The following is a 24,146-nucleotide window of genomic DNA, read 5'->3' on the forward strand; positions in this document are numbered from 1 at the left end:
GATGCGGCTTTCACATCCATATGTCTTTTAATCTGCTCGCGGGGAAAGCTCGTAGGGACGCTAAGGACTGTTCTTAAAAATTGAACGATGGTGGCTGCGCTGTTCAATTCGAGGGTCTTGATCCCGGAACGGAAACGGGCTCGCATCCGAAGATGCAAGCCCGCCTCAGGTCCGCCTGAAAGAAATTACTGTGCGGGGACTACCAGAAGCTGGCCGTCACGATTCTCGGCAAAAGTGCCTTCATCATATTCCGGCTGGGCTTCGAGCTGCTCCTTTGTCATGGACGTGTAGAGATAGTGGTTGGCATCTCCATCGGCCATAAAGGCGAGGTTTTCCATGCTCACTGCGACGGACTTTTGTCCGATGCCAAGGAAGCCGCCGACGTCAATAATAACCGCATCGACCCCGCCGTCCTGGGACAGAAGAACGTCGCTGATTTCACCGACGTTTTCATCATTGGCACCGTAAACCGTGGTCCCGATGATGTTGTCGGCGCTCATCGTGCCTGCATCGACTTCATTCAGCGTCGAGCGGTCAATTGCGGCAGTTGCAGTATCATCGGTATCAGTAACAACAGTGTCGTTAGCAGCAGTGTTATAGGAGGTAGTGTCCGTCGTCGTTGCTGGTGCAGTAACGGCCGGAGCAGTTGCCGTCGTATCATTTGTCGGGGCAGTCGCTGCCGCGCCAGCACCCGTCGCTGCTACACCGATGTCCTGCCCGGTAGCCGGGGTGGTGTTGCCCACTTCAGCGTTCGCATCCTGAGGAGTGAAGGCAGAGCGATCAAACTCAGGAAGCGCTTCAAGGGCCTCACGGTTCGTCGGAATTACGAGCCATTCGTCGCCATCACGTTCGGCCCATTCAGCAACGCTGAATTCGAGAGCTACGTCCTTACGGCCAATCCCGAGGAAGCCGCCGACACCGACAACAAGCGCTTCAATCTGGCCCTGATTTGAGATCACCATATCGGTCACGCTGCCAATGTTCTCGGCATCATCGCCGGTACCGTTGTAGACGGTCTCACCGATCAGATTGCTGGCGAGATGGCCTTCAGCGTGTTTGACCTGAGGTGCGGCCTGTTCCGTCTGCATCGTTGGTTCAGTCGTTGTCGTCGTCTGAGCGTAGGCACCGGTGGCTACGAGCGTTGCAATTGCAGTAGTCGCCAAAAGATTGCGGATCATGTTAGTGTCTCCTTGTGCATGTTCTTTTGCACGACCGTGCCCCGGCCAAACTTTTCGCAGAGGGAGGCCCGGGGCGCGGCCTTCACCCGTCGACAACGCCGACCTCCCGATGAGGTTCCGCATTAGATCAATCGTTTCCCGGCTCCTCAGGAACGAAACCATCATGCTCACGTTGCTGGCGGATGAAGTTCCAAATCATACTGAACAGGGATGGCGGTACGCTGCGGACACTTGATCTCGAGCAGTTCGAGAGCGAGTTGCGCGCAGTGCTCCAGGCCGCTGGCCATCAGGTAGACGTTTCAGTTATCGAAGGTGCAGAGCTTGAGCGCCGCCTCGACAATGCGCTCGCAAGCGATTGCGACGTCGTCATGGTGGGAGGCGGCGATGGCTCGATCTCTGCTGCCGCCAGCCGGATGAAGGGATCGGATAAAGCGCTCGCCATTCTACCGGCGGGGACCATGAACCTGTTCGCGCGCAGTCTCGGTATTCCGCAAAATCTCAGCCAGGCGGTGGTTTCGTTTGCAGATGGTCAAATCCGCAGGGTCGATCTTGCCTCTGCAAACGGCCGCTTTTTCATCCACCAGTTCTCCGTGGGCCTTCACGCCAAGGTTATTCGGATCCGCGAAAGCCACGTATTTGGTTCCCGCCTAGGCAAGATCTGGGCATCGCTTCGCGCTGGTTGGAAGGCCATGTTCAAGCCGCCGCGCCTCAAAGTGGAAATGGAGCTGGATGGCGTCCGGATCCGGCGCAAGACGGCGGGGATAGGCATCAGCAACAATATCTTTGGTGAAGGGCATCTTCCGTATGCCGATGACCCAGATGGTGGCGTGCTGGGGGTCTATGTCACACGAGCGCGCAAGCCGGGTGACATATTTCGGATGGCAATCCAGGTCGGCCTTGGGCGGTGGAAGGCGATCGACACGATTGAAGTCTTGCAAGCGAAGAAAGTCTCGCTACGCCTGCTGTCGAGGCACGAACGCTATGGATGTGCGATAGACGGCGAGATTTGCCCGCTGGAGACAGTGACGCGCCTGGAAATCCATCCGGGCGCGCTCAATGTCCTGGCTCCTTCGCAAGGCGAAATCAGCTAGGGTTTGCGGGTACCTGTTCGGTTGGGGTTTCGCCGATCGGATTTTCAGGCTCAATGGACTCGCCGTAAATTTCTACAGCCCACCAGCCGATTGCTACCAGGATCAGCGCGCAGATGAGGACGACCAGCACGGGCCATCCGCTGCGGCCCTGTCGCGCTCGATTTCCGTCTATCTTCTTTTCCATAGAAAAAGCTCCGGGAGGTGATTGATCTCCCGGAGCAATGTTTGGATCTGTGTGTTGTTCCTGCCTAGTCGCGCATATCGCCCAAATTCCTGCGCCCGCGCGAGTTCTCTCGCCAGACAGCCCAACCCAGCCCAGCAAGAGCAGGAGCGAGCAAGGCCAGCGACGACCGCCCTTTGCCGCCGGCGAGAAGGGTAGGGATCATCGCCACGGCCGCTGCACCCACAACTGCCGTAATTTCGCTCTGACGCCTTTTTGCCGCCAATTTCGCTTTCGATCGCGCCGCGACACGATGGACTATCACGATGATTGCGGCACCGATGATGAAAACGGCAGCGAACCCGAGCGCAGCCTTAACGACGCCGAACTCACGCGCTGCGACAACGAACGCCGCAATAAGGAGAAAGACGAGGCCTGCCGCCATCAAGGCCGCGGCGATCAGATATGCCACCACGGCCCGGCGTATCCGGCCCGCGGTCTCGGCAGCTTCTCCGGAAACAAGACCTGTAATCAGCGATGCCAGCATGTCGACTAGCGGCGCAGGACTGCGAGGAGGTAGCCGATGCCGGCTGCTATAGCGAGCGCAGTGATTGGCTTTTCGCGCACGGCGTCCGAAATCTGCTCTTCGATATCGCTTGCGTTTGAGCGGATCGCGTCGACCGCAGCTTCGCCTTTCGCGCGCAGATGATCTGCGCCTTCGCTGGCAACGCGGCGCGCGGCGGAATAGGTATGCTCGCTGGTCTTGGCAAGTTGGTCGGCGAGCTTGGCTACATCTTCTCGCAGCCTTTTGATCTCTGCCTCGAGATCCGCCGGTGAGCCGGTGGTGAAATCGTCGACGCCGCCGGCGCCCGCCCTTGGTGTTACTGCCATATTCAGACTCCCGTGACTGCTAACAGATCAGGTAACGCACTGGTGAAGTCGGGGTTCCACGCGACACGGGAACACAAATTTAAGCGTTAGTTCTTTTTGGAGCGGATCAAGTCAGCCCTAGTCTTTACCTAGCGTAATGCATGTTGCCGGTGACAAACAACTGCGTATACGCCAAAGCTTCTTGATCGATGGAGGGCGCTGCTTGATAAACAATTCGCTGGATGGTTTGCGCATCCTCGTTCTGGAAGACGAGATGCTCATTGCAATGGACGTGGAAGACATGTGCCGGCAAAGCGGAGCTGAACACGTCACCATCGCTCGTAGTTTTGATCAGGCTACCGAACGCCAGATGGATTACGACGCTGCCGTCATTGACGTCATGATTGAAGGCCGGCCGACCTTCGATTTCGCCCACCTGTTGCGCCAGAACGGCATCCCGTTCGTTTTTGCTACCGGGCACGCGGATGACCGCCAGATGTTCGCCGATTTTCCTGGCGTTCCGGTTGTGGCCAAGCCGTATTCAGGAAACGCGGTCGTCACCGCCCTGAAAACGGTTCTGGAGCCTGATGGGGCGCTTACGCCGCGCTCGTCCCCATGACCTGGGATGAAATCGCGTCCGGGCCATAATCAGCTTCGCCCACCACGCCCAGCATCTCCTGAAGCCTGCTGCGGGCACGGCTTACCCGGCTCTTGATCGTACCGACGGCGACGCCGCAGATTGTGGCGGCTTCCTCGTACGAAAAGCCAGAGGCGCCTATCAGGATGATCGCTTCACGCTGGTCCTCCGGCAGCTTTTCAAGCGCTGAACGAAAATCGCCGAGATCGAGCGAACCGTGCTGGCTGGGATGCACTGCCATTCGCTCGGTCATGATGCCGTCGCTGTCCTGTACCTCGCGGCCACGCTTGCGCATCTGCGAATAGAATTCGTTGCGCAAAATCGTGAACACCCACGCCTTGAGATTGGTGCCCGGCTGGAACGAACTTTGCTTGTCCCACGCCTTTACAAGGGTCTCTTGTACGAGGTCGTCGGCTTTATCGGCGTTTTGAGAGAGTGACATGGCGAACGCCCGAAGATTCGGGATGCAGCCAAGTAACCCGGTCTTGAAGCTGGAGCCGTCGCCGGCAATGGCCTGAGTCATGACTATTCTCCGTCGCGAGCCGACTGCGGCTGAGAGCGTTCATCCAGTTGACGCAGAAGATCTGCGAAACGATCAGGAACTTCCTCGGAGACTAGATCATCATAATACTGCTTGAGCTTGCGTCCGATTTCGGAATTGGGCCCGAGCGGATCGCCCTTCTTTGCAGGTTGATTGCGGCCTTCATCGGCCGCCAAGGTGTTGGATTTCATACAGGTTCTTTATGCCCCCCTAGCTCGATTTTCCTTCACCCGTCCCAACGCGATGTGCCATAGGACACGCTTTTCCCGAGACGGGTTTGCGCAGGAAACGCGGAATATGCACTATCGTTCCATTCGACGAGGAACTTTTTTCTCGGTTTGGCGTTTGTTTCGCTGTGGGTCCGCTTTTCGGACCGGTCATGCGTCATTGAGGGAGACGATACCTATGAGCCTTTCAGCACGAATTGCGCCGCATCTACCGTATCTGAGGCGTTTTTCGCGCGCCGTGACAGGCTCTCAATCGAGTGGTGATACATTGGTCGCCGCGACGCTTGAGGCCATCATTGCAGACGTGAGCGTCTTTCCAGAGCTCACCAGCGATCGCATTTCATTATACCGCATTTTCACAAAGCTCTTTTCGTCCGTGAATGTGCGAGTTCCCGAGGACAATTCTCAGGCCGGCTGGGAGGGACGCGCATCCGCAAATCTCGCCGCGCTGTCGCCACTGCCCCGCCAAGCATTCCTGCTCGTGGCCGTAGAAGGATTCTCGGAGAGCGAAGCTGCCGAAGTTCTTGACGTCGACGGGGCTGAGTTTGCGTCCTTGCTTGCTGAAGCAAGCGAAGAAATCTCGCGACAGGTCGCTACCGACATTATGATCATCGAGGATGAGCCTCTGATCGCGATGGACATCGAAGAGATGGTTGAGAGCCTGGGACACCGGGTGGTGGGAACGGCGCGTACTCATAAGGAAGCCGTTGCCATGTTCTCGACTGCCCGTCCGAAAATGGTTCTTGCGGATATTCAACTGGCTGACGGGTCGTCGGGCATCGACGCCGTTAATGAGATGCTTGCTGTCTCACCCGTACCGGTCATTTTCATCACGGCCTTCCCCGAGAGACTGCTGACTGGCGAACGTCCTGAGCCTGCTTTCCTTGTTACGAAGCCCTTTAATCCAGACATGGTCAAAGCGCTCATCAGCCAAGCCCTGTTCTTTGATCGGCAGGCCGCAGCAGCCTAATTTCATCCAGTTCATGATCAGGTCGCTTCGCGCGGCCTGATTGCGTATCGCGGCCCGTGGCGGAACCAACGCCGAACGGCCGCGTTTTCGTACACACAGCAAGGAGATAGGTCATGCTCTACTGGACATTGGTATTTTTTGTCGTGGCCATCATCGCCGGCGCGCTGGGCTTTGGCGGGATTGCCGGCGCTTCCGCGGGGATCGCGCAGATCCTGTTCTTCATCTTCTTGGTCTTCTTGGTCATATCACTGATCGCCGGCCTGATGCGCCGTGCAGGATAGGGAAACCGCTTCACCCGCGGCAATTTCCTGTCGTGGTATGAAGAGGGCGGAGCGCGCATCCCCCTCAAGCGCGCTCCGCCGCTGGAGTTGTCATTATGCCGTGGAACCAGCGCGAAGCACTGTTCGTTTACTCGCTTGCGCGATACCTACGATCGGTGATCACATGAGCGGGGTGCGAGTGTGGAAGTAAGACGCGGTCTACTGCGTGCTCTGCGCAACACGGGAATTATTGTCATCTACCAGACACCGGACCTTCGCGTTCGGTGGGCGCAGAATATTCCCGAAAAATGGTCGAGCGGAGACGTTTCCGGGCGCAGCGACGGCGAGTTTATGCCGGCGCTGGTTGCTGAGCGCGCTCTTGAGTTGAAACGATCCGTCCTCGCCACAGGTATCCAAGAGACGATGGAGTTTCGCGACCGCAACGCGGTAGGTGCGCGGTGGTACGACATGTGGATCGATGCGGACCGCGACGACGAGAACCTCATTCAGGGCGTTGTCACCACCATTGTTGACGTCACCGAACGAAAGAACCGCGAACAGACCCTTCAGACCCTGTTGCGGGAGGTGAGCCATCGCTCCAAGAACCTTCTGGCCATCATCCAGGCGATCGCATCACAGACAGGGCGATATTCCAGCGGTATCGAGATGTTTCTGGATCGCTTTCGCGGCCGTCTCCAGTCACTCGCATCGTCGCAGGATCTGGTGACATCCTCCAACTGGCGCGGCGCGATGTTGAGCGAACTGGTAGAGGGGCAGGTGGACCGCTTCCTCAACGGCTCAGGGACGGAGGTCCGCTTTCAAGGTCCCGATGTCTATCTGAACCCGAACGCTGCCCTCCATATCGGGCTTGCTTTACACGAACTCGTGGTAAATTCGCTCAGCCATGGGGCGCTTTCGCGGCCGAATGGCGATGTCGTGTTGACCAGTGAAATCAATCAGACGGCAGTAGACGGGACACCGTCACTCGTCATCCAGTGGCGTGAGAGTACAGACGCCCGCGACATGCATTCCGAACCACGGTTCGGCAGCGTAGCGCTTGAGCGCGTCGTGCCGATGTCCCTCGATGGAAGAGCCAAACTGGAAGTCGGCGAAAACCGTCTCGACTATCGACTGGAAGTTCCAGGCGGCAACTTCGAGAGCTGAGTTGACATAGCCGCTCACTGCTCCTTCGAAAAACGCAGTTTTCGCTCGCGCGACCCTCGTCGTTGCGAGCTTTTTCAGATCTGATTGTTCGGGATGTTGACAATCCCGCTACGTGCCATTTGGGGGGGCGTTCAGAGGGGGCTTAGCACGTAGCGGGACCGTCTGCTCAATAAACGCGGGGCCCCGGAACTGGTTCCACACTTACGTATCTTTTTTGACGCAAGGCCGGGGCGAGTGTAGCATCGCAGTGGAACGACATTCGGTGAGGATGGCGATGAGTTTTCAAATGCATCACATTCACCGCGCGGCCCGTCTGGCAATGGCCGATCACCGGGCCGGTGCTACTCGCGAGGCTACCACCAAAGCGCGCTGGCAAATGTTGCGCAGCTTTTTCACCAAGCTGATCCGAGCGTTTCAACGAGCTTGATTTAACCGCTCCGCCGGGATCCGCACTGTCATCTCTCCCTTATTGGGTTCCACATAAAGGACCACGGCGTACATCGCGCCGTAGATAAGCGCGGCGAGTACAGCCAGGGTCGTAAGGAACCGGAAAAGAGTGGGCATCAGGGGCAGGTACCTGAGATCATGATCTAACTGTGCCGTTATGGAACCCTCAATCCGCCATTGCAAGGGTTGGGGTGTGGAACCCGATGCTTGACGAGCTTCGCCTTTTCATGTGTTACCCGCCTTAAAAGGCGGAGAGCATGACAGAGCAGGCACATCCGGACATCGCAGAATCGATCCGCGGACTTCTTGGCCGTCGCGTCATCGTGTTCGTCGGCTTGATGGGTGCTGGGAAAACAGCAATCGGCCGAAAAGTGGCTGCTGGGTTGCAACTGCCCTTCATCGACAGCGACCATGAGATTGAGTCGGTCTCCTGCATGACCGTGCCCGATCTATTTGAAAAATATGGGGAACCGGAGTTCCGCGCTCTCGAGCAGCGCGTCATTGAGCGGCTCCTGCAAGAAGGCCCGCGTGTCGTTTCTACCGGCGGCGGAGCCTACATGAATGCCCAGACGCGTGCCGCGATATCAGCGCACGGTATCTCGATATGGCTTAAGGCGGACCTCGATACCTTGATGGAACGGGTGTCCAAGAGGCAGAATCGTCCCCTGCTCAAGAATCCCGACCCGCGCGGCGTGATGCAGAAGCTGATGGACGACAGATACCCGTTCTACGCGCTGGCCGACATTCACGTACAGACACGAGATGCGCGACGTGAAATCATCACGGCTGAAACCTTGGAAGCCTTGCTTGCCCACCTTCAAGACGTTGGCGCAGCCGTCAAAGACAATGGAACTTCGGCATGATTTCAGCACAGCAGCGCCAGGTGCGCGTCGATCTTGGTACGCGCAGCTATGACATCTTGATCGGTCCCGACCTTTTGGCCACTGCTGGCACCCGGATCGCCGAGCGGCTGCCAAAGGCGCGTGCGGCGATCGTTACGGATGAGAATGTCGCTGCTGCCCATGCAGCGACGCTTTCTGCCAGCCTCGAACAAGCCGGGATAGAGGCGGCCACCATCACCGTGGCGCCCGGAGAAAAATCGAAGAATTTTGCCACGCTTGAGCGCGTCGTTGATGAGGTGATCGCAGCCAAGCTTGAGCGTGGAGATGTCGTCGTCGCTCTCGGAGGCGGTGTTGTCGGAGACCTTGCCGGATTTGTCTCCGGCATTGTGCGTCGGGGTATGAAGTTCGTCCAGATGCCGACATCGCTGTTAGCGCAGGTGGATTCGTCCGTCGGCGGCAAGACCGGTATCAACACGCAGCGCGGGAAGAATCTCGTCGGCGTCTTCCAGCAGCCTTCGCTGGTACTGGCTGACACGACGGTGTTGGACACCCTGCCGGAGCGCGAATTCCGCGCTGGCTATGCCGAAGTCGCGAAATACGGCCTGATTGATCGTCCCGATTTTTTTGCCTGGCTTGAGGCTAATTGGCGCGACGTGTTTGCGGGTGGTGATGCTCGAACGCATGCGATCGCAGAATCCTGCCGTGCCAAGGCTGAGGTCGTCGCGCGCGACGAGTTTGAAAAGGGGGATCGCGCGCTACTCAATCTTGGGCACACTTTCGGACACGCCTTTGAGGCTGCGACCCAATATGACGGATCCCGGCTGGTTCATGGCGAGGGCGTTGCGATCGGGATGGCACTGGCTCACCGGTTTTCGAGCCGGCTGAATCTTTGCTCGATGGATGATGCACTTCGTGTGGAGGCGCATCTTCGCGCAGTCGGGTTGCCGATCTCGCCGCTGGAAATTCCCGGGGAGCTTCCTGGCGCAGAGCGTATGCTCGACTTCATTGCCCAGGACAAGAAGGTGTCACGCGGGGCCCTGACGTTTATCCTCACGAAGGGAATCGGGCAGTCATTTGTCGCGCGCGACGTCCCACCTTCCGAAGTTCTTTCATTCCTCCAAACCACGTTGCACGCGGAAGCCGCATGAAAGCATATGAAGTCGCTCTGACGTTTGGTCCGCTCGCGCTGCTGGTGATCGCGGCGCTGCTGCATCGTCAATTGCTGGCTTTATGTGGTTATGAACTTCGAAAAGCGGATCGGAACGGCAGCAACCCCGAGGGGAATGGGGAGGTGCAGTTTGATGCGGAGCGCAACGGAGCGGCTTCAAGACCAACCCGCGCCAGCGGTATTTCCGAGCTTGCGGAGCTGGAAGTCTCTGACGTGATGGTCCACCGCACCGATATGCGGGCAGTGGAAGCAGATCTTCCCCCGGAAATCGTGGTGCGTGAAATTTTGCAAAGTCCGCACACACGCATGCCAATCTGGCGGAACTCGAAGGAGAACATCGTCGGCGTCGTGCACTCGAAGGATCTGCTCCGGGCGCTGATAGACGCCGAGAACGATTACTCGCGCATCGATATTCTGAAGGTTGCGAGCAAGCCGTGGTTCGTCCCTGATACGACGATACTTCAGGACCAGCTGAGCGCGTTTTTGCGCCGCAACGCTCATTTCGCCATCGTCGTGGACGAATATGGCGAGGTGCAGGGTCTGGTGACGCTCGAAGATATCATCGAGGAGATCGTCGGCGATATCGCAGACGAGCATGACGTTAGCGTGCAGGGCGTGCGGCAGGAAGCGGACGGCTCTGTGGTGGTAGAAGGCTCCGTCCCAATCCGTGACCTTAATCGCGCTCTGGACTGGCACCTTCCCGACGAAGAGGCGACGACTATTGCGGGTCTCGTCATTCACGAGACCCAAACCATTCCGCGCGAGCGTCAGGCTTTCACCTTCCACGGCAAGCGCTTCATCGTCATGAAGCGGGAAAAGAACCGCATTACGCGCATTCGGATCAGGCCTGCTGACAAGGCCTGAGGGCCGTTACCAGCGCGTCTTTTCGCCCGGTGCCGCAGCCTCGATAGCGAGAGCGTGCACGCCCGAGTCGAGTTCGGCGGCCAGAAGCGCGTTGACTGCGCGGTGCCGGTCGATCCTGCTCAGCCCATCGAAGGCGGATGTGACGATGCGGACACGGAAATGCGTTTCCCCGGTGCCGTCGAACGAGGCGTGATGGTCCGAGCCGCCATGATGATGTCCGGCATGGAGGTGGCTTTCGTTGAGAACCTCAAGGCGCTCGGGAGAAAACTCCGCCGCGAGCTTGGCTTCTATCGTCGACTGGATGGACAAGGCAGGTTCCTTTCACCATATGAGGCGTACGCGCGACCGGGATGGTCGATTCACGCGGTTGGGCGATGATCCCGCAAATGTCAATTCTTGTATCGAAGTGCGAACGGCTCATAATCGCCGGACCAATTCTCATCTGGACTGTATGAAACCGAACTCGAAATATTTCGACAAGATCAGGATTCGCCCGGACCGCAAGGCGGAGACGAAGGCGCATGCGCCCCTCTGCCAGTGGGACGGATGTTCTGAGCCGGGCACGCATCGTGCACCTGTCGGCCGTATGCGTGAGGGCGAGTACTTCAAGTTCTGCTTCGATCACGTTCGCGAATATAACAAGGGCTTCAATTATTTCTCCGGGGTGCCGGATTCCGACATAGCGCGCTTCCAGAAAGAAGCGCTGACCGGTCACCGCCCGACATGGAAGATGGGTGCCAATGCTGCGGCTGCCTTTTCTCAGACCCCCTCGCAAAAGCGGTCTGGCGCAGCTGGCTATTACAACCGCGTGCGCGATCCCTTCGGCATGTTCAACGAGGAGGCGCCTGTCGCCAAGCCTCGCGAACGCAAGCTGAAAACGCTTGAGGCCAAGGCGATGGAAACACTAGGCCTCGACGCCAAGGCGACTAGCGCGGACATAAAGGCGCGCTATAAGGAGCTCGTAAAACTTCATCACCCTGATGCGAATGGTGGCGATAGAGGCTCAGAAGACCGGTTGCGCGATGTGCTGCAAGCCTACCGCGTGCTCAAACAAGCAGGTTTGTGTTAGGTCCCCCGTCTGCTAGATACGCCTCCGGAAAATTTGAATTTGCTGGCGGAATACCCGCTTCCGCGTGTGGAGACTTGAACATCATGGCCGATCGCGACATCGCCAACCTGCCTGACACAACTGTATCGGTGAAAGATACGTTCGGCTTTGATTCTTCGATGGTCGTTCCGGCCTACTCGAAGACGTCCGAGCACGTTCCGGACATTGACCCGGATTACCTGTTCGACCGTCAGACGACGCTCGCGATCCTGTCAGGCTTTGCCTACAACCGCCGCGTGATGGTCTCGGGTTTCCACGGCACGGGTAAGTCGACCCACATCGAGCAGGTTGCCGCGCGCCTCAACTGGCCGTGCGTTCGTATCAACCTCGACAGCCACGTCTCGCGTATCGATCTGGTCGGCAAGGATGCCATCGTCGTCAAGGACGGCATGCAGGTCACCGAATTCAAGGACGGTATTCTTCCCTGGGCTTACCAGAACAATGTCGCTCTCGTTTTCGACGAGTACGATGCTGGCCGTCCAGATGTGATGTTCGTGATTCAGCGGGTGCTGGAATCATCTGGACGCCTGACGCTTCTTGATCAGAGCCGCGTCATTCGCCCGCACCCGGCATTCCGCCTGTTTGCGACTGCCAACACTGTCGGTCTTGGCGACACGACCGGCCTCTACCACGGCACGCAGCAGATCAACCAAGCGCAGATGGACCGTTGGTCGATCGTTACGACCTTGAACTATCTGCCGCATGACAAGGAAGTCGAGATCATCCTGGCGAAAGCCAAGCACTTCCGCGACGAGAAGGGTCGCGACATCGTCAACAAGATGGTGCGCGTGGCCGACATGACCCGCTCCGCCTTCATCAATGGCGATCTGTCCACGGTCATGAGCCCCCGCACGGTGATCATGTGGTCGGAAAACGCCGAAATCTTCAACGATGTCGGTTTTGCTTTCCGCCTGACCTTCCTGAACAAGTGCGACGAACTCGAGCGGGCAACCGTCGCCGAGTTCTACCAGCGCGCATTCGGCGAGGAATTGCCGGAAAGCGCAGCGAACGTAGTGCTGGGTTAAGTCGTTGGGGCGGTGGTGCTCGTCGCATCACCGCGGCACAGGAACGATCTAGATGGCAGGTCCCGGAGATAATACGCGCAATCGCTCGGTAAGGGGCGGGGACGTCGACGTGTTCAAGCGGGCGGTGTCCGTCTGCATGCGCGCCGTTTCCGGCGACAACGAGCTGGAGGTGTCGTTCAGCAAGGACAAGCCGGTTCTCGCGGGCACCATTGCTCGACTGCCGGAGCTGCCTAAGAAAGCAACGGCAACGGATATTGCCGTCACTCGCGGCATGGGCGATTCGATGGCTTTGCGCCGCGCCCGCCACGATCCGCGCATCCATATGAAACTTGCCCCTGAGGGGAAGCTGGCGCGGTCCATCTTCGATTCGGTCGAGCAGGCCCGCGTCGAGGCGATCGGCAGCCGCGCCATGCAGGGCGTATCCGACAACATCGCCCAGATGCTGGAAGATCGCTACGCGAAGGCCAACTACGTTGCCATAACCGAGCAGTCGGAAGCCCCGCTGGAAGACGCGCTTGCCCTGCTGGTGCGTGAGCGTCTGACGGGCCGCCCTGCGCCTGCGAGCGCCGGGCAGGTGGTTGAGTTTTGGCGTCCGTGGATTGAGGATAAGGCAGGCATTGATCTCAATGGCCTGGCCGACAAACTCGAAGACCAGCAGGCGTTTGCACGTGTCGTACGCGACATGCTCGCCTCAATGGAGATGGCTGAGGAACTCGGCGAAGACGAGGAAACGGAAGACGAGAACGAGGACGACGATTCCCCGCAGGGCGAGGAAGAGTCGCAAGAAGGCGGAGAGGATGATTCCGGCTCGGAGGACTCACAGGCTGAGGAAAGCGATACCTCAAGCGAGGACCAGGAGTCGGGCGAGAGCGAGTCTTCTGACGCGAGCGCCGATGATCTGTCTGACGATCAGGATCTGGATTCCGAGACGCCTGGCGAGGCCAAGCGCCAGGACAACCCCTTCGCAAACCTTCCTCGGGAAATCGATTACAAGGTCTACACCACCGAGTTTGACGAAACGGTCGGCGCAGAGGAACTCTGCGACGAAGAAGAACTCGAGCGCCTGCGCGCCTTCCTCGACAAGCAGCTGGCAAATCTGCAGGGCGTCGTTGGACGGCTCGCCAATCGTCTCCAGCGCCGCCTGATGGCGCAGCAGAACCGCTCCTGGGACTTCGACCTTGAAGAGGGTGTTCTTGATACGGCTCGCCTGATGCGAGTTGTGATCGACCCGATGCAGCCGCTTTCATTCAAGTGGGAGCGCGACACCCAGTTCCGGGACACCGTGGTCACGCTGGTTCTCGACAATTCCGGTTCGATGCGTGGACGCCCGATCACCGTTGCCGCCACCTGCGCAGATATTCTCGCGCGTACGCTGGAGCGTTGCGGCGTGTCGGTTGAAATTCTTGGCTTTACCACGCGCGCCTGGAAGGGCGGGCAGTCACGCGAGAAGTGGCTCAAGGAAGGCAAGCCCGCCAATCCGGGCCGGCTGAACGATCTTCGCCATATCATCTACAAGTCGGCTGACGCTCCGTGGCGTCGTGCACGCCGCAATCTTGGCCTGATGATGCGCGAGGGGCTGCTCAAGGAAAACATCGACGGCGAGGCGCTGTTGTGGGCACATCAGCGCCTGATCGCGCGCCCTGAACAGCGCAAGATCATGATGGTGATCTCTGACGGCGCGCCTGTTGATGATTCCACGCTTTCGGTCAATCCGGGCAATTATCTGGAGAAGCATCTTCGCGGTGTGATCGAACTGATCGAGACGCGCTCGCCAGTCGAATTGCTGGCAATTGGCATCGGCCATGACGTGACCCGCTACTATCGCCGGGCCGTCACAATCGTCGATGCCGAGGAACTGGCAGGCGCGATGACCGAGCAACTTGCATCTCTGTTCGGCGAAGAGACAAGACGTGACACGCGCCGCCTGAGCCGTCGAGCGTGAAGCCTCTGGCACTTGCGCTGGGACTAGGTCTCAGCGCTTGGTGCGCTCCACTGGCTCTTGCTGAAAGCAGCGCGCCCGTCACGGTCGAGACGCGCTCGATCCCGTTCTCAACCTTTGCGGCAGGCTCAAGTCAGGTCCGTTTCGGCAAACTCGAATTCGTTGGCGGATTTGAACTTCGTTCGCGTGCTTCCAAATTCGGACAGATGTCGGCATTCCGGTTCACCGAACCCGGTGGGCAATTCATTGGCGTGTCGGACCATGGCTACTGGTTTTTCGGTTCCGTCGAGCGCGATGGGAATATCCCGGTCGGCGTATCGGATTTTCGTAAGCAGCCAATTGTCGACGCTGCGGGAAATGTCATTTCGGACAAGCACTACGTCGACGCGGAGGGGCTGGACGTACACGGGGGCGTTGCAACCGTCTCCTTCGAGCGACTAGCGCGCGTCACGGAATACCCGATCAGTGCCCATGGCGCGGGTGCGCCGCTCCGCGATCTCGACTTCCTGATCCCGCGACGGGAACTGCGTTACAATAGCGGGATGGAAACGGTTGCTCGAGGCCCTGCGGGCTCCGCGCTACAAGGTGCACGCATTGTAATTGCCGAGCGCAGCATTGATCAGGAGGGCAATATCTTCGCCTCTGTGCTGGAAGGACCGCGCAAGGGCATCTTCAAGGTAAAGCGGCGCGATGATTTCGACGTGACCGACGGCGTGTTCCTGCCCGATGGCGATCTGCTCTTGCTGGAGCGGCGCTTCACCCGGCCGATCAGTGTCGGAATGCGCATGAGGCGCATTGATGGCAGCAAGATCAAGCCGGGAGCTGTCATCGATGGCGAAGTGCTCATCGACGCCGATTTATCTGCGCGTATCGATAACATGGAAGCCATCGACGTTTGGCAGCGCGAGGATGGAGAGCTTGTGGTCTCCGTTGTGTCTGACGACAACCAGTCGTTCTTGCAGCGCACCCTCTATCTTGAGTTCGTGCTGCGGGAGTGAGAGCAGCCGAACATGTTCGCCGGCTGCTCCTTTTCGTAAGCCCTACTGCAGCGCCAGCTGCACCTTGCTGCGGATCTCCATCAGCGTGAATGGCTTCGGGACGACATCAACGATGATCCGCTCAAGGTCCGAAGCGCGCTCGCGCTGCTCCGCATAGCCGGTCATCAAGAGGATCTTCAGTCCAGGAAACTCGACTGCCGCGCGCTTGGCCATCTCGATGCCGTCCATTGCCGGCATACGAATGTCTGACAGCACCAGATCATAGCTGCCTTCCGCTTCCCTGATCTGAGAAAGGCCGAGATCGCCATCTTCGGCAGTTTCGACTTCGTGCCCGGCGGCAGCAATTGCGCGCGCGGTGAAGGTGCGGACCGAGACGTCGTCTTCTACAATCAGAATGCGAGCCACTTCAGGCGTCTCCCTTGACGATACCTACAAATGGAAGTTCACGAAATGCGTGGGCGACGTCCATGCCGTAACCCACGACGAAGTAGTCGGGGCACTCAAACCCGACAAAGTCAGCGTCCAGCTCGGTTTGCCGCTTCTCGCGCTTGTCGAGGAGCACCGCGATGGACACGCTCTTAGCGCCGCGCGACAGCATCAGATCGCGGGTGAACTTCAGTGTCTTGCCTGATTCGAGAATGTCGTCGACGAGGAGGACGTCGCGTCCCTTCACCTCATTGTCGATGTCGCGCAGAACCCGGACCTCACCGGAGGTGGTGCCGGTGCCATAGCTCGAGATGAAGATGAACTCGACCTCGGGTGACAGGCCGGTGTCATGCATCGCGCGGATCAGGTCTCCAGCGAAGATGAAGGACCCCTTCAGAATCGAGATGACGAGCAGATCCTCGTATTCCCGCTCGGCGATTGCCTTGGCGAGTTCGAGGTTCCGTCGAGCGATTGTCGAGGCGCTGAACAGGACCTCGATATCCTTGCCGCGTACAATAGGCATCAGCGCTGGAACTCCTGGAATGCTGCGGAGACAGTCTCGACCCCAGTCTTAGAGGCCGCCATCCGGCTGGAAAAGGAGTAGCGTTCGCCGGAGGCGAGCGCCACCTGGTTTGTCCCCAAATAATAATTCGTCATGACCCCGTAATTTGATCTCACCACGATCTCCAATATTGGCAAAGTCCGGACTGCCGATCCGCGGTTCTCGACTTGTCCTTCAAGGAAAAGCACATCTCGTCCGCTATGCTTTTCGAAGCGGCTGCTGATCCCGTCGAGGCTTAGCCCTACCTGCTTGCCGGCTGCAGCCTTAACAAGCGCACGGCCACCGGAACTCCAGAAGGCCAAGACGACAAGGCAGATACCAATCAGCCAGAAGAGAAGCGTCTTGGTTCGTCCTTCTAATGCTGCCTTATCTCCGGGCCTCAGAAAGCCGAGCCCTTCGGTCGCAAAAACGGGAGATATCCTCGAGGGTTCCTGCGAAGGCGTAGGGCACTGTTCAAACTCTGCGTCGACGGCATCCGACCCATTGCGGATGAAGGTTGTGCGTGTGCGGGCGTCGGTCATGATTTCGCCGGAAACCGGGCGTGGTTTGTCGTTGCTCATGCGACCGACCGTCCTCTTGCGCTTATCCGAGTGGGTAGCCTCTATAGGTTAACGCTTCGCTGCAAATGGCACATGAGTGAACTTGTTAACCTCACATTAACCATGCGGGGGCGAAGTTCGGGACTTAGCAAAAAATTCGCGGGGCGCTCCGGTCAAACCGTTGATGAACAAGGACTTCCGGTGATCCGCTTCGAGAATGTCGGCCTCAGATATGGGATGGGACCGGAGATACTCCGCGACATCTCGTTCCACCTGCCCGAGCGCTCTTTCCAGTTTTTGAGCGGCCCGTCTGGTGCGGGCAAAACGACCTTGCTTCGCCTGCTGTTCATGTCGCTCAAGCCGACGCGCGGTCTGATCACGGTTTTCGGGCGAGACCTGTCCCGTATCCCCAGAAATGAACTGCCTATGCTGCGCCGGCGCGTTGGCATCGTGTTTCAGGACTTTCGCCTGCTTGACCACATGACGACCTACGAGAACGTGTCGTTGCCGCTGCGCGTGCGTGGGCGAGAGGAAGCGAGCTATCGCTCGGACGTCATTGAATTGCTGAAGTGGGTGGGGCTTGGCGAACGTATGCATGTCTTGCCGCCGGTTCTGTCGGGAGGTGAGAAGCAGCGCGCTGCGATTGCGCGGGCGCTGATCGAGCAGCCGGAAATCCTCCTGGCGGACGAACCGACCGGAAATGTCGATCCGCCGCTGGCGCGGCGCCTGCTGCGCCTTTTCATCGAGCTCAACCGCCTTGGTACGGCCGTCGTCATCGCAACCCACGATGTTGCGCTGATGGAACAGGTAGATGCGCGCCGGATGGTTCTGTCTGGCGGGAGGCTTGAGATCCATGACTGATCCGGCGACCATGCCAGGAGCACCGTTGCGACGCATGGCAGCGGCACGATCCCATCGCAAGCAGGCGCCGATTGTGCCGCCAGCAAATGTGGCAGGTCATGCGCTGATCCTGGTGATTGCGATCATGACGTTTCTTTCCTGCCTGACGCTTGGTGCCGTCACGCTGGTTCGCGATACCGCCGCCATGTGGCAAACACAGATCGCCCGCGAGGCGACAGTGCAGATCAAGCCGATTGAAGGCCTCGACATGGAGGCAGCTCTCGCCTCCGCTCAGCGGGTAGCCGCCTCCTTCCCCGGTGTGAGGCAGGCGAGGATCGTCGAGCGAGATGCGACGATCCGGCTGCTCGAGCCCTGGCTCGGAACGGGATTTGATATTAACGAACTGCCGGTTCCCCGCCTCGTCATCGTCACCATCGACCCGGCGAATCCGCCGGATTTCGCTGCCTTGCGTCAGGCTGTGATCGGTGAGGTCCCGCAAGCAACGCTCGATGACCACCGAACATGGGTCGACCGGTTGATCGCGATGGCGAATACCACCGTAACGATCGGGTTCTCTGTTCTGGTTCTGATGCTGGTGGCAACGGTCCTCGCCATTGTGTTTGCGACCCGCGGCGCGATGTCGGGGAATGGGCACATAATCGAGGTTCTGCACTTTGTAGGTGCCGAAGCGGGCTTCATCGCCGGCCAATTCCGGCGTCACTTTCTTTTGACCGGCATGAAAGGCGCGGCTGGAGGCGGGATCGCTGCGATCATCGTATTCATTGGCTTTTCCTGGTGGTCCTCTTGGAACCTAGCCACGCCCGAAGCCGATCAGGCCACCGCGCTTTTCGGTAATTTCGCCATTGGCAGCGCCGGCTATATCGGCGTCGCCCTTGTCGTCCTGTTGATCGGCGCGCTGACGGCGGTGACCTCACATGTCACTGTTGTCTCCTATCTCGGGGACATCGATCCGAGCCATAACGCCTGAGAAAGACCATTCTTGCGCCATCAGCGGCACACTCAAATACCTGTTCAACGCCGATATTGGCAGGTATCCATACGAGCATGACGGGGCCAGTCGACAGAAAGGCGTCGCGCGGGAATGAGCGCGACCTCTATGAACCGCCGGCGCGCCGCCGCCGTCCGGTGAGCCGCATTCTTTCGTGGCTTCTTCTGCTTGTCGTGGGGACGACGCTCGCGTTTCTGGGTGGTTTTGCAGCGTTCGCAACGCATGTCGCTCGTCTTTCGACCCCGACCGATATTTCCAACGCGGATGCGATCATCGTGCTGACTGGCGGCGAAAAACGCCTTTCGTCCGCAGTCGAATTGCTCCAGTCAGGCAAGGGGAGGCGGCTGCTGATCAGCGGCGTCCACCCATCTGCAGGGCTCGCGGATTTGAGGCGCGCCACGGGGGGCGACGCGAAGCTCTTCTCGTGTTGCGTCGATCTCGACCACACGGCGCTGGACACCATCGGCAATGCCGAGGAGAGCGCAAAGTGGGTCGATAGCCGGGGCTGGGACACGATCATCATCGTGACGAACAACTACCACATGCCGCGCAGCCTGCTTGAACTGAAGCGCTACATGAGCGACGTCGAGCTGCTGCCCTATCCGGTCGTCAACACCCAGCTGGAAGGCGGCGAGTGGTTCACCAACCGCGCTGCGCTTCGAGTCCTCTTCACCGAATACGCCAAATACGTTGCGGCCCTTGGAAGGGGCGTGCTGCCAGATCTGAGGAGACAGGATGCGGGCTGAGCCCGAAGAGGAATCGAACAGAGCTGATTGCGAGCTCTGCATTCCCCTTTGCCCGCGTCTGGTGTAACCAACGATCCGCACGGTAATCTTCAGGCACGTCTCATGCTCGTTATTCGGTCGCTGGCGTTCAATGCCGCTTTCTATCTGAACCTGATCGTCCAGATGATCGTGTTCACTCCGTTCTACTTCCTGGCACCGCGTCATAAGGCGTGGTTCGTGCCAAGGTTCTGGTCGCGAACAAGCTTGAAGCTGCAAGAGTGGCTCGCGGGAACCAAGACCGAGATTGACGGGCTGGAAAACCTTCCAGACGGCCCATTCATTCTCGCGCCGAAGCATCAGTCTTTTTGGGATACGATCGCGTTCTTCCCGTACTTGAAGGACCCGGTTTACATCCTGAAGCGGGAACTCACCTGGATCCCGATGTTCGGTTGGTACATCGGCAAGATGAAGATGATCCCGATCAACCGTGGCAGCCGTTCCAAGGCGCTGAAGCAGGCGCTGGTGGTTGCCAAGGAGCGCATGGCGGATAACCGTCAGCTGATCATCTATCCAGAGGGTACTCGCCGCTCACCGGGCGCTGAGCCTGCGTATAAATGGGGTATTGCCGAAATTTATGCCGCGCTGGGCGTGCCTGTGGTTCCGGTTGCTCACGTTGCTGGCCTTTACTGGCCGCGCCGTAAGTTCTTGCGCTTTCCCGGTACCCTGAAGGCTCGCTTCCTGCCACCTATTGAACCAGGCATGGAAAAGGACGCGTTCATGAAGCGGCTGATCGCTGAGACCGAGGCCGGGTGCGATGCGTTTCTGATTGACGCAGCGACGTCGGATAATCCCCCGGCGATGCCCGACACGGCGATCAAGCGACTTAAGGAGCTTGGGGTGGAGCTTCCTGCTCGTCCGGCAAAGTAAGGTGCCGGGCGACGTTTTCGAGCCAGCGGTCGCGAATGCCGAGCGCCGTCAGGTGCTGGATGGTGTTCAAGACGTAGTCTTCGTTTCGCCCTGAAAGGCCGACCGAACCGCAGACGCGGCGTGCAGCCTCTTCGACGTCCACCTGGCCGGCATATTGAATATGAGAACGATCGGTCACATAGGTCACAGCCTGAACGCGTGAGCCGTCTTCGAGGCGAATCGGCAGGCGTTTTTCCAGATAGACGTTGGTGATCAATTCACGTTGGCGCAGATAGGCCATGACCTCGTCAGTCAGCTCTCCTGGCACTCGAAAGGCAAGGCCGACGCAGGATCCACCACGATCAAGTCCAAGCACAAGGCCCGGCTTTTCCACGGAGCCGCGATGAATATGTGACGTGATGCACAACGCCCTGCGATAGCCGGAAAGATGCGCCTTTTGCGTTTCCCTATGGGCAAAGCCCGGCCGCCACATCAGCGAGCCATAGCCAAACACCCAAAAATCGCCCATATCGCACATCCAGGAATCGTAGATCGGCTAAATGCCGACCGTTGAGGGTTAGCGAGAGCCGCACCATGGCGTCAAGCAAGGACAAACCGGTAAACACCAGCAGGCGCTTCATGTTCTTTGCGCTTGCGATTGCCGGAACAATCGCACTTTACACCGGCGGCTGGTTCTATGCAGCAGGCCAGCTTGAGGAGCGCGTTCAGACAGCTGTCAGCGACGCGAACCGCAGCGGTCGTCGTGCCAACTGTGAGAACCTGGAAGCTCGGGGCTATCCGTTCCGCATCGGCGTGTTCTGTCGGTCCGTGATGTTTGAGGACCCGAAAGCGGCGATTCGCTTTCAGGCCGGTGAGTTCAGATCTGCTGCGCAGGTCTATCGGCCTAATCTGGTCATTGGCGAGCTTGACGGGCCTGCTACATTAGAAACACCTGGTATCCCCTCGCTCGACCTCAAATGGGAAACGATGCGGGCAAGCGTTCGCCTGGCTTCGCCGCTGCCCGAGCGGGTCTCGATCGAGGGACGGAATGTCGAGGTTCGGTTGGATGAGGTTGGAGCGGTCGCGCCCTTGATCGCACAGGCCGGGACGGCCGAACTTCATGCCCGCCCTGCGCCTGAGGGATATGACCTGGCGGCGCGGTTTGGCCAGCTTATGCTCGACCCGGAGTTTATCGGTACCGATAAGCTGCCTCCACTTGCGGGGCTTGCAGATGTTTATGTGCAGAGGTGGCAGGCAGGTGGCCGCGATTCCCAGGTGGATATCCGCAACCTCACGCTGTCCATCGACGCCGAGGGAAGTGGTGCGAGCGTGGCAGGGCCATTCGCGATTGGAGCAGACGGACTGATCGACGCAAATCTCGAAGTTAAGGTGCGCAATCCGCGTGCGATCGGCGATTTGCTGATCGAGCTGATGCCGGACCAGCGGCGTGAGATTGAAATGGCAGTCACAGGGATCGCGATGATCGGCGAAGAGCCGACCCTGCCGCTGAAGATTACGCGCGGCAAGGTCAGCCTTGGCTTCATCTCGCTGGGGTCAATCCCGCCCCTGTGAGGCCTCAGCGGGTTTAGCGACAGCGATACGTCCGAAGTCCGGTGCGTCGACTTCCTGACCTGCCTCGATGATCGAGCGCCGAACGGCGCGCGTACGGGTGAACATGTCGAAGAGCTTATCTCCATCGCCCCATCGGATTGCGCGCTGGAGTGAAGCGAGATCTTCCGAAAAGCGCGCAAGCATCTCGAGGATTGCATCCTTGTTGTGGAGGCATACGTCGCGCCACATGGTCGGGTCAGAGGCCGCGAGACGGGTGAAGTCACGGAAACCTGACGCGGAGTACTTGATGACTTCCGACTTGGTTACCGTCTCCAGATCGTCCGCGGTGCCCACGATGTTGTAGGCGATAATGTGCGGCAGGTGCGAGACGATCGCCAGAACCATGTCATGATGGTTGGGATCCATCGTGTCGATATTGGAGCCACAGGCGGTCCAAAAATCCGCGAGCTTTGCAACTGCCGCTTCGTCGGACCCGGGCAGGGGCGTCAGAATGCACCAGCGGTTCTGGAAAAGTTCGGCAAAGCCAGCGTCAGGACCTGAGCGCTCCGTACCGGCGATCGGATGTCCTGGAATGAAGTGGACGTTGGAGGGAACGTACGGTTCCATCTGTGCGATCACCGAAGCCTTGGTCGAGCCGACATCGGTGAGAATCGCGCCTGGCTTAAGCGAGCTCGCGATCTCTTTCGCGACAGCACCCGAGGCGCCGACAGGCACGGAAACGATGACGAGGTCAGCGTCTTTGACGGCCTCGGCTGCGCTTTGCTCGTAGCGGTCGCCAAGGCCAAGTTCTTCTGCCCGTGCGAGAGTTTCGGCTCTGCGTGTTGATATGATGATCTCGCCAGCGAGGCCTTCGCGGCGAATTACGCGTGCAATTGATGATCCGATCAGGCCGATCCCGATCAGGGCGATGCGGTCAAACATCTTCGTTGTCATTTTTAGTCTTTCAGGAAATCCGCGAGTGCGGCGACTACGCCGCGATTGGCTTCTTCGGTGCCTATCGTCATACGCAGCGCGTCGGGAAGGCCGTAAGCCGCAACGCGCCTGAGAATATAGCCGCGTGCGCTTAGATACTCATCCGCCGCTGCGGCGGTGTGCTTCCCGTCTTCCTGAAAGTGAATAAGAATGAAATTGGCAACGCTTGGCGTCACCCGCAGGCCCAGCTTGCGCAGTTCCTCGCTCGTCCATTCGAGCCATTCTTCATTGTGGCTGACACAGCTGTCGACATGCGCCCGGTCGAGGATCGCGGCCGTACCGGCCTCAATGGCCATAGCGTTGACGTTGAACGGGTCACGGACGCGCTCCAGCGCATCGATGATGTGGGTTGGCCCATAGCACCAGCCAATCCGCGCGCCGCCCAAGCCATGCACCTTCGAGAAGGTGCGGGTCATGACGACGTTTTCATTCGCGGCGACCAACTCGACACCCGCTTCATAGTCGTTGCGGCGTACGAACTCGGCATAGGCCGCGTCGATGACCAGCAAGACGTTCTTCGGCAGTCCGGCGTGCAAGCGGCGAACTTCCTCGAACGGCAAGTATGTGCCGGTGGGGTTGCTGGGATTCGCCAGAAAGACGATCCGCGTCTTTTCGGTCACGCAGGAAAGGATTGCGTCGACATTGGCCGTTTCATTGGTCTCGGGCGCAATGACGGGCTTTGCACCGACCGCACGAATGTAGATCGGGTAAGCAAGGAAGCCGTACTGGCTGTAGATGCCCTCATCGCCTTCGCCGACATAGATGCGGGTCAGCAGCGCCAGCGCTTCGTCGGAGCCGTTAAAGGCCATGACATTGCCGACGTTGAGGCCGTGCGTCTTTGCGATCGCCTCGCGCAGCTTCCTCGAAGAGCCGTCCGGATACAGAGCCAGTTTCTCGGCAACTGACTGTGCAGCGGCGATGGCATGCGGGGAGGGGCCAAAGGGATTTTCGTTGGACGAAAGCTTATAGACCTTGGTCACGCCGGCCGGCGCGTGGCTCTTGCCGGGCACGTAGGCGTCGATCTCCATCACGCCAGGGCGCGGTTCAGGGCGAAGCTCAGTGGTCATTGCTATTGTCCAGTTGGATAGGTGTGCTTGCCTCTATCA

At 58.9% G+C, this 24,146-nt stretch carries 31 protein-coding genes; 17 read left to right on the plus strand and 14 right to left on the minus strand.

Annotation, left to right across the window (positions count from 1 at the left end; all coding sequences use genetic code 11):
* Positions 1–185 precede the first annotated feature (185 nt).
* Positions 186–1,178 (minus strand): PRC-barrel domain-containing protein, encoded by a 993-nt coding sequence (locus IOD40_RS12160; RefSeq protein ID WP_198476814.1) that lies wholly within the window; start codon positions 1,176–1,178, stop codon positions 186–188.
* 182 nt (positions 1,179–1,360) lie between these two features.
* On the opposite strand from IOD40_RS12160, the gene IOD40_RS12165 reads away from it, so the two are divergent.
* Complete coding sequence (locus tag IOD40_RS12165) at positions 1,361–2,269, plus strand: diacylglycerol/lipid kinase family protein (RefSeq protein ID WP_198476815.1); 909 nt, start codon at positions 1,361–1,363, stop codon at positions 2,267–2,269.
* On the opposite strand, the gene IOD40_RS12170 is transcribed toward IOD40_RS12165, so the two are convergent.
* The 3 genes from IOD40_RS12170 to IOD40_RS12180 all read right to left on the minus strand — a co-directional run bounded on the left by IOD40_RS12170 (position 2,262) and on the right by IOD40_RS12180 (position 3,320).
* The gene (locus IOD40_RS12170; RefSeq protein ID WP_198476816.1) at positions 2,262–2,453 is read right to left on the minus strand and encodes a hypothetical protein; all 192 of its coding nucleotides are present in this window, start codon (positions 2,451–2,453) and stop codon (positions 2,262–2,264) included. The genes IOD40_RS12165 and IOD40_RS12170 overlap by 8 nt on opposite strands.
* 64 nt (positions 2,454–2,517) lie before the next feature.
* Entirely contained in the window at positions 2,518–2,976 is a 459-nt protein-coding gene (locus IOD40_RS12175) for a hypothetical protein (protein WP_198476817.1), read from the minus strand.
* 5 nt (positions 2,977–2,981) lie between these two features.
* On the minus strand, positions 2,982–3,320 hold the full coding sequence (locus IOD40_RS12180; RefSeq protein WP_198476818.1) for a DUF883 family protein: 339 nt from the start codon (positions 3,318–3,320) through the stop codon (positions 2,982–2,984).
* 202 nt (positions 3,321–3,522) lie between these two features.
* Here IOD40_RS12180 and IOD40_RS12185 point away from each other — a divergent pair, with 202 nt between their 5' ends.
* Entirely contained in the window at positions 3,523–3,918 is a 396-nt protein-coding gene (locus IOD40_RS12185) for a response regulator (protein ID WP_233713966.1), read from the plus strand.
* Here IOD40_RS12185 and IOD40_RS12190 read toward each other — a convergent pair.
* Positions 3,896–4,459, minus strand: coding sequence for a sigma-70 family RNA polymerase sigma factor (locus IOD40_RS12190; RefSeq protein ID WP_198476819.1), 564 nt, complete (start codon positions 4,457–4,459; stop codon positions 3,896–3,898). The two genes, IOD40_RS12185 and IOD40_RS12190, sit on opposite strands and share 23 nt — an antisense overlap.
* Positions 4,460–4,461: 2 nt before the next feature.
* On the minus strand, positions 4,462–4,668 hold the full coding sequence (locus IOD40_RS12195) for a NepR family anti-sigma factor (RefSeq protein WP_198476820.1): 207 nt from the start codon (positions 4,666–4,668) through the stop codon (positions 4,462–4,464).
* A 214-nt stretch (positions 4,669–4,882) separates the two neighbouring features.
* Here IOD40_RS12195 and IOD40_RS12200 point away from each other — a divergent pair, with 214 nt between their 5' ends.
* From IOD40_RS12200 to IOD40_RS12210, 3 genes are all read left to right on the plus strand, one after another.
* Positions 4,883–5,674 carry a response regulator gene (locus IOD40_RS12200; protein WP_198476821.1) on the plus strand — a complete coding sequence of 264 codons (792 nt, stop codon included), beginning with the start codon at positions 4,883–4,885 and terminating at the stop codon, positions 5,672–5,674.
* A 113-nt stretch (positions 5,675–5,787) separates the two neighbouring features.
* Positions 5,788–5,955: a DUF1328 domain-containing protein gene (locus IOD40_RS12205; protein ID WP_198476822.1), complete on the plus strand. Its 168-nt coding sequence runs from the start codon at positions 5,788–5,790 to the stop codon at positions 5,953–5,955.
* 180 nt (positions 5,956–6,135) lie between these two features.
* Entirely contained in the window at positions 6,136–7,098 is a 963-nt protein-coding gene (locus IOD40_RS12210; protein ID WP_198476823.1) for a sensor histidine kinase, read from the plus strand.
* Between the two features lie 414 nt (positions 7,099–7,512).
* Here IOD40_RS12210 and IOD40_RS20070 read toward each other — a convergent pair whose 3' ends face one another.
* Positions 7,513–7,662, minus strand: coding sequence for a histidine kinase (locus IOD40_RS20070; protein ID WP_233713967.1), 150 nt, complete (start codon positions 7,660–7,662; stop codon positions 7,513–7,515).
* A gap of 140 nt (positions 7,663–7,802) precedes the next feature.
* Between IOD40_RS20070 and IOD40_RS12215 the strand changes: the two genes are divergently transcribed.
* Genes IOD40_RS12215 through IOD40_RS12225 form a run of 3 tightly spaced genes read left to right on the plus strand, consistent with a single transcriptional unit; the run spans position 7,803 to position 10,419 of the window.
* Positions 7,803–8,408 carry a shikimate kinase gene (locus IOD40_RS12215; protein ID WP_198476824.1) on the plus strand — a complete coding sequence of 202 codons (606 nt, stop codon included), beginning with the start codon at positions 7,803–7,805 and terminating at the stop codon, positions 8,406–8,408.
* Positions 8,405–9,535, plus strand: coding sequence for a 3-dehydroquinate synthase (gene aroB, locus IOD40_RS12220; RefSeq protein WP_198476825.1), 1,131 nt, complete (start codon positions 8,405–8,407; stop codon positions 9,533–9,535). The genes IOD40_RS12215 and aroB overlap by 4 nt, the downstream gene beginning before the upstream one ends.
* Complete coding sequence (locus tag IOD40_RS12225) at positions 9,532–10,419, plus strand: transporter associated domain-containing protein (RefSeq protein ID WP_198476826.1); 888 nt, start codon at positions 9,532–9,534, stop codon at positions 10,417–10,419. The genes aroB and IOD40_RS12225 overlap by 4 nt, the downstream gene beginning before the upstream one ends.
* Before the next feature lie 6 nt (positions 10,420–10,425).
* Here IOD40_RS12225 and IOD40_RS12230 read toward each other — a convergent pair whose 3' ends face one another.
* Positions 10,426–10,728 (minus strand): BolA family protein, encoded by a 303-nt coding sequence (locus IOD40_RS12230; protein ID WP_198476827.1) that lies wholly within the window; start codon positions 10,726–10,728, stop codon positions 10,426–10,428.
* A 142-nt stretch (positions 10,729–10,870) separates the two neighbouring features.
* Between IOD40_RS12230 and IOD40_RS12235 the strand changes: the two genes are divergently transcribed.
* The 4 genes from IOD40_RS12235 (at position 10,871) to IOD40_RS12250 (ending at position 15,489) form a co-directional block, all read left to right on the plus strand.
* On the plus strand, positions 10,871–11,488 hold the full coding sequence (locus IOD40_RS12235; protein WP_198476828.1) for a J domain-containing protein: 618 nt from the start codon (positions 10,871–10,873) through the stop codon (positions 11,486–11,488).
* 83 nt (positions 11,489–11,571) lie between these two features.
* Positions 11,572–12,552, plus strand: a complete 981-nt coding sequence (gene cobS, locus IOD40_RS12240; RefSeq protein ID WP_198476829.1) for a cobaltochelatase subunit CobS — start codon at positions 11,572–11,574, stop codon at positions 12,550–12,552.
* A 52-nt stretch (positions 12,553–12,604) separates the two neighbouring features.
* Positions 12,605–14,494 carry a cobaltochelatase subunit CobT gene (gene cobT / locus IOD40_RS12245; protein ID WP_198476830.1) on the plus strand — a complete coding sequence of 630 codons (1,890 nt, stop codon included), beginning with the start codon at positions 12,605–12,607 and terminating at the stop codon, positions 14,492–14,494.
* Positions 14,491–15,489 (plus strand): esterase-like activity of phytase family protein, encoded by a 999-nt coding sequence (locus IOD40_RS12250; RefSeq protein ID WP_325099724.1) that lies wholly within the window; start codon positions 14,491–14,493, stop codon positions 15,487–15,489. Before cobT ends, IOD40_RS12250 begins: the two co-directional genes overlap by 4 nt.
* Before the next feature lie 42 nt (positions 15,490–15,531).
* Here the strand turns inward: IOD40_RS12250 and IOD40_RS12255 are convergent, their stop codons facing one another.
* The 3 genes from IOD40_RS12255 to IOD40_RS12265 are packed head-to-tail and all read right to left on the minus strand — an operon-like array spanning position 15,532 to position 17,037.
* Positions 15,532–15,894, minus strand: a complete 363-nt coding sequence (locus tag IOD40_RS12255) for a response regulator (RefSeq protein WP_198476831.1) — start codon at positions 15,892–15,894, stop codon at positions 15,532–15,534.
* Between the two features lies 1 nt (position 15,895).
* The gene (gene hpt / locus IOD40_RS12260; RefSeq protein ID WP_198476832.1) at positions 15,896–16,438 is read right to left on the minus strand and encodes a hypoxanthine phosphoribosyltransferase; all 543 of its coding nucleotides are present in this window, start codon (positions 16,436–16,438) and stop codon (positions 15,896–15,898) included.
* Entirely contained in the window at positions 16,438–17,037 is a 600-nt protein-coding gene (locus tag IOD40_RS12265; RefSeq protein ID WP_198476833.1) for a hypothetical protein, read from the minus strand. The genes hpt and IOD40_RS12265 overlap by 1 nt, the downstream gene beginning before the upstream one ends.
* 180 nt (positions 17,038–17,217) lie before the next feature.
* On the opposite strand from IOD40_RS12265, the gene ftsE reads away from it, so the two are divergent.
* From ftsE to IOD40_RS12285, 4 genes are all read left to right on the plus strand, one after another.
* Complete coding sequence (ftsE, locus tag IOD40_RS12270) at positions 17,218–17,877, plus strand: cell division ATP-binding protein FtsE (protein WP_198476834.1); 660 nt, start codon at positions 17,218–17,220, stop codon at positions 17,875–17,877.
* A 10-nt stretch (positions 17,878–17,887) separates the two neighbouring features.
* Positions 17,888–18,844, plus strand: a complete 957-nt coding sequence (locus IOD40_RS12275) for a cell division protein FtsX (RefSeq protein ID WP_233713969.1) — start codon at positions 17,888–17,890, stop codon at positions 18,842–18,844.
* A gap of 77 nt (positions 18,845–18,921) precedes the next feature.
* On the plus strand, positions 18,922–19,611 hold the full coding sequence (locus IOD40_RS12280) for a YdcF family protein (RefSeq protein WP_198476836.1): 690 nt from the start codon (positions 18,922–18,924) through the stop codon (positions 19,609–19,611).
* Positions 19,612–19,713: 102 nt separating this feature from the next.
* Entirely contained in the window at positions 19,714–20,517 is an 804-nt protein-coding gene (locus IOD40_RS12285) for a lysophospholipid acyltransferase family protein (RefSeq protein WP_198476837.1), read from the plus strand.
* Here IOD40_RS12285 and IOD40_RS12290 read toward each other — a convergent pair.
* Positions 20,474–21,025, minus strand: coding sequence for a gamma-glutamylcyclotransferase (locus IOD40_RS12290; protein WP_198476838.1), 552 nt, complete (start codon positions 21,023–21,025; stop codon positions 20,474–20,476). The genes IOD40_RS12285 and IOD40_RS12290 overlap by 44 nt on opposite strands.
* Positions 21,026–21,090: 65 nt before the next feature.
* Here IOD40_RS12290 and IOD40_RS12295 point away from each other — a divergent pair, with 65 nt between their 5' ends.
* Entirely contained in the window at positions 21,091–22,068 is a 978-nt protein-coding gene (locus IOD40_RS12295; protein WP_198476839.1) for a DUF2125 domain-containing protein, read from the plus strand.
* Here IOD40_RS12295 and IOD40_RS12300 read toward each other — a convergent pair.
* Both IOD40_RS12300 and hisC read right to left on the minus strand, forming a co-directional pair.
* On the minus strand, positions 22,051–23,001 hold the full coding sequence (locus tag IOD40_RS12300) for a prephenate/arogenate dehydrogenase family protein (RefSeq protein WP_198476840.1): 951 nt from the start codon (positions 22,999–23,001) through the stop codon (positions 22,051–22,053). The two genes, IOD40_RS12295 and IOD40_RS12300, sit on opposite strands and share 18 nt — an antisense overlap.
* A gap of 2 nt (positions 23,002–23,003) precedes the next feature.
* Positions 23,004–24,107: a histidinol-phosphate transaminase gene (hisC, locus tag IOD40_RS12305; protein ID WP_198476841.1), complete on the minus strand. Its 1,104-nt coding sequence runs from the start codon at positions 24,105–24,107 to the stop codon at positions 23,004–23,006.
* Positions 24,108–24,146 lie beyond the last annotated feature (39 nt).

Source organism: Aquamicrobium zhengzhouense (assembly GCF_016124105.1).
GTDB classification, from domain to species: Bacteria; Pseudomonadota; Alphaproteobacteria; order Rhizobiales; family Rhizobiaceae; genus Aerobium; species Aerobium zhengzhouense.